The following is a 4,290-nucleotide window of genomic DNA, read 5'->3' as shown; positions in this document are numbered from 1 at the left end:
GAGGCCGCAGCCGCCCGCTCGATTGGACTGGAGTGCTTGCCCTCTGTGCCACTGCCGAGAACTGAGGAGCACCCTGGCTACACCGATTCCAACCCGGTTGGTTCCAACCCGCTTCCAACCCGTCCGTTCCACAACTGCCCGCTCAGCTGTGCCGGCCCAACTGCGGTGCAATGCTCCACCTGAGCCTCATTGAGCAAAGAACCGCCTATGGATGATACGCAAAACGCCCAAGAGGCTGCTGACTACTACCGTCGGCAATACGATGAACTCGGAGCGCGGTTACTGCGCAATCAATCTGAGCTCAGGGCCGCGCGCCGCGATGCGCATCGCCAGCGCGTCATCGCCACCATCCTTCAACGCCTGTACGAGCTCGATGGGCAAAACCCTCTTCAGCTAACGCCAGACCAGTGGCTCGGGGAGAATCTGGTCGCTCTGCTCGTCGAGTCCCTGCAAATCGATTGTGCGGCGCTGATGACCCGAACGTCGGAGCACAGTCTCAGGGTAGAGCATGCCCTCGGCCTCGACGCGGCCTTTCAGCTTCCCCTCGCTACACCCTTTCCGGATCAGGCCATCAGCTCGTCCCCAGAGCAAGTCGCCACCAAGTTACGCGAGGCATTGCAATCCCAAGGGTTAAAGCTATGGCTGTGGGCGAGCGCGGCCCAAGGTGAGAAGCTCCTGCTGTTCGGCTACCGGCGCCAGCCATTGCTCGGTAGCGAGCTCGCCTTCGAGCCTGGCGATCAGGCCATCGCCAAAGCAGCACTGTCGGTGTATCTGACGCTGCTCGAACGCCGAAGCGCCAAGCGCGCATTGCACAGCGCCAAGATCGACTATCGCACCCTGTTCGAGAACGCCCAGGAAGCCCTCGCGATCATCGACGCCCGCACCAATCAGTTGATCGAGGCCAACCATCAAACCCTTGAGCTGCTTGGTGTCAGCTTCCAGGAGCTGCAACAGCGACCGCTCATCAGCTGGCTGGCCGAGCCCGCACCGGTGCTCTGGCGCCGCTGCTGGCGCCGGGCGCTCACGGGTCGGACCGAGCAGGTTGAGTGTCGTCTGCGCAACAGCGCCGGCCAGCTGATCTGGATCGAGCTGCGACTGGTCCGGATCGGCGCCTTGCCCCGCGGACGCCTGTTGCTCATCGGCCGCGACATCAGCAGACACAAACAGATCGAAGCGCGACTCAGGGAGTACGCCTATCGGGATGAGCTGACGCGTCTCCCGAATCGCGCTCTCATGTATCAGCGTCTCGAGCAAGCGCTGACGCGTCAACAGCAAGAGCCCGATTACCGTTTTGCGCTCTTCTTCCTAGACCTAGATCGATTCAAGACCATCAACGACAGTCTTGGCCATAGCATCGGCGATCAGCTGCTGGTCGTCATCGGGAAACGTCTCACCGGGCATCTTCGGCAAGCCGACACCATCGCTCGACTCGGCGGTGACGAATTCTTGATCCTCATGGAGGCTATCGAATGTCCAGATGCCGCCCATGCGATGGCAAGACGCCTGGAGCAAGCCTTGCTGCTGCCTTTCACGGTGCGCGGACAGGAGGTCTTTACCACCGCCAGCATTGGGATCGTGCTCGCCGACGGCAGCTATCACCAACCGGAATCGATGCTTCGTGACGCCGATATCGCGATGTACCAGGCCAAGCGCTGCGAAGGTCGCGAGCATCGTTACGCGCTGTTCGATCCTGCAATGCACGCACGTGCGCTGGCGGATATGGAGCTAGAGCGCGATCTCAGACGGGCACTGGAGCGCGAAGAGCTTATCCTTCACTACCAGCCAATCGTTGCGCTCGACGATGGCCGCATCAAAGGCTTCGAGGCACTGATTCGCTGGCGCCACCCAGAACGCGGTCTGGTCCCGCCCAATCAATTTATCCCGCTCGCTGAAGATACCTTGCTGATCTTGGATATCAGCCACTTCGTGCTGCGCGAGGCGAGCCGCCAAGCCTCGAGCTGGGCGGAGCGTTTCAGCACACCGCCAACGGTGAACGTCAATTTCTCCGGCCGACAGTTCATGAGCACAGGGTTTGCCGAGGAGACGAGCCGGCTCGTTGCCGAGGTCGGCTGTTCTCCTAAGCTGATCAACATCGAGATCACCGAAAGCGCGATCCTGACCGATAAATCCCTTGCACTAGCGGCGATGGAAGGCCTGCATGCCCAAGGCTTCAAGCTGAGCATGGACGACTTCGGCACTGGCTACTCGTCACTCAGTTATCTGCATGAGTTCCCATTCGACAGCATCAAGATCGACGGCCAGTTTGTGCGCACACTCACCAGCGAGCCGCGCACAGCCGGCATCGTCACCGCCATCCTTCGGCTTGCGGAGACCCTCGACAAACGCGTGATCGCCGAAGGCATCGAAACCACGGAGCAGCTCACCATTCTGCAGCGTCTCGGCTGCAACAGGGGCCAGGGCTATCTGTTCTCGCCGCCGGTCGATGCGGCGACCGCAGAGGCCCTGCTCCAGGACGCTCCCTGGCAGCAGCCAGAGACTTAGTGAGAGCTATTGGCATCGCGCACGAGCTCCTCCGAGATATCACCGCTCTGCTGCGGTCTATGCATATCTCTATAAACTTCCAAGTGCGCCTTCTAGTCGCCGATCCCCAGATCGGCTAGGCTGTCGGGATGAGATCGCCAGCCAGTAGGTTCCGGCTCTAGATGGGTTTCGTTTCCAACCCGGTGGCTGCTGGTCTTCTCATCAGGGCGGCTTCAGCCGAGCCAGCGCTAAGCCTGCGCTTGGAACCTCAGCGGCAAGATTGAGGCCGAATGGTTGTCATTCTTAGATCAGACAGCGGGGTGGCGCTGTGGTGAGAGCACAAGCCAACATCGGCATCCGGCGACCACCAACTGAGGTCTACCGGTTTATCGCCGAGGACTTCGAGCGCAACTATCCACGGTGGTCACCAGAGGTGCGCGAGCTGCAGATCATATCCCCGAGGCCCATCCGCGTCGGCACCCAGGCGCGGCAGGTGCGCGTGGATCAGGGACGGCGCACCGAATCGACGTTTCGCATCACCCAAATGGAGCCTCCTAAGCGGCTGACCTTCGAGGGTGGCTCGCCGGCATTCGTAGTGAACTATCGGATCGAGCCGGACGGCGATCACGCTCGGTTGGTGTTTACCTTCGAATTGAAGCGCCTAGAGATGATGATGCGCCCGTTCGAGAAGCTGATCCGTTTGGCGGTGGAGGACGGCGCCCAACGAACCGTGCGTAACCTGAAGCGACTCATCGAGACTGAAACCGAGCCCGCGGCGGCGTAGCGGGGGCTCAGTTCCTCGGACGAGAGTAAACGATCGGATCACCACAAAGCGAGGTCGCCATGAACTTCGTGGCAGAGAAAGACCCGGGCATGATCCCGGGAGTGCTAGCCCAGATACTTGATAACTGTGTCAATGGCGTGACCCTGTCCGACCCGGATCTGCCGGACAATCCCATCGTTTACGCCAACGAGGTCTTCGAGCGGATGACCGGGTATAGCCAAGAGGAGATCGTCGGTCATAACTGCCGATTCTTGCAGGCGGACGATCGCGATCAGGACGCCCTGGTCACGATCCGCGAGGCATTGGCTGAAGCAAGGCCGGTGGAAGTGACCTTGCGCAACTATCGTAAGGACGGCTCGCGCTTCTACAACCGGCTCTCGATCCGGCCGCTGAAGGACCCGGACGGCAAGGTTATCTACTACCTGGGCGTCCAATACGACGTCACGGAACAGGTGGAGGCTCAAGAGGAGATCGAACGTCTGACCAAGCTCCTGGGCCAGGCCTAAACTGGAGGTCAAGGCCGGAGCAGCATCGGCCGTGACAGCATCATGAGGCCTGCCTTAGCGACACTCTGTTTGCTGTCGGCATTCGCCGCCGCCGATGCGGATGCCCGCCTCCGTATTGGTCTGGTACTGGAACGACTTCGAGGGCGACAGCCGTTTGGGGCTGCGCGCGACCTTTCGCCAGACCTGGATCAACGCGCTCGGCGGTGAATGGCTAAGCGCCATCAACATGCGCAACGAGCCGCATCTGTTCTCGGAGTTCTATCAGCCCTTCGATAGCTCGCGGACCGGCTTCGTCGCGCCCTACATCGACCTCGGCAAGGTGCCGCTCAGCGTCCTCCAGGGTGACGACCGTATCGCTCGCTATGACATCGCTCTGTATCGCATCGGCCTGGACGTTGGCACCACCTTTGGCCGCTTCGCCGAGCTCCGCCTCGGCCTCCTGGCCGGCCAGGTCGATGCCAACGTCGACACCGGCTCGTCCCTGGTACCCGGAGTTCATTACAAGGACACCGGCCTCCG

4 protein-coding genes and 1 pseudogene are annotated in these 4,290 nt (G+C 61.1%); all 5 read left to right on the top strand.

Translation table 11 applies throughout. From position 1 onward, the window contains the following. Nucleotides 1-183: hypothetical protein (locus ACY693_RS15755; protein WP_462322763.1), on the top strand; the 183-nt coding region annotated here is incomplete at its 5' end. A gap of 24 nt (nt 184-207) precedes the next feature. Beyond that, nucleotides 208-2,502, top strand: coding sequence for a putative bifunctional diguanylate cyclase/phosphodiesterase (locus tag ACY693_RS15750; protein ID WP_462322762.1), 2,295 nt, complete (start codon nt 208-210; stop codon nt 2,500-2,502). A 310-nt stretch (nt 2,503-2,812) separates the two neighbouring features. After that, nucleotides 2,813-3,265 (top strand): SRPBCC family protein, encoded by a 453-nt coding sequence (locus ACY693_RS15745; protein WP_462322761.1) that lies wholly within the window; start codon nt 2,813-2,815, stop codon nt 3,263-3,265. Nucleotides 3,266-3,324: 59 nt separating this feature from the next. Then, nucleotides 3,325-3,771 (top strand): PAS domain-containing protein, encoded by a 447-nt coding sequence (locus ACY693_RS15740; protein WP_462322760.1) that lies wholly within the window; start codon nt 3,325-3,327, stop codon nt 3,769-3,771. A gap of 100 nt (nt 3,772-3,871) precedes the next feature. Then, nucleotides 3,872-4,290, top strand: a pseudogene (locus ACY693_RS15735) (patatin-like phospholipase family protein); the annotation flags it as partial.

Source organism: Halochromatium sp. (assembly GCF_054919635.1).
Note: the sequence above shows the minus strand (reverse complement) of the source record. Positions and strands in the feature narration are given on the sequence as shown.

Bases quoted from the DNA above. Each gene is read 5' to 3' on its own strand.
- ACY693_RS15750 (WP_462322762.1), top strand. From the start codon at position 208: ATGGATGATACGCAAAACGCCCAAGAGGCTGCTGACTACTACCGTCGG.
- ACY693_RS15740 (WP_462322760.1), top strand. From the start codon at position 3,325: ATGAACTTCGTGGCAGAGAAAGACCCGGGCATGATCCCGGGAGTGCTA.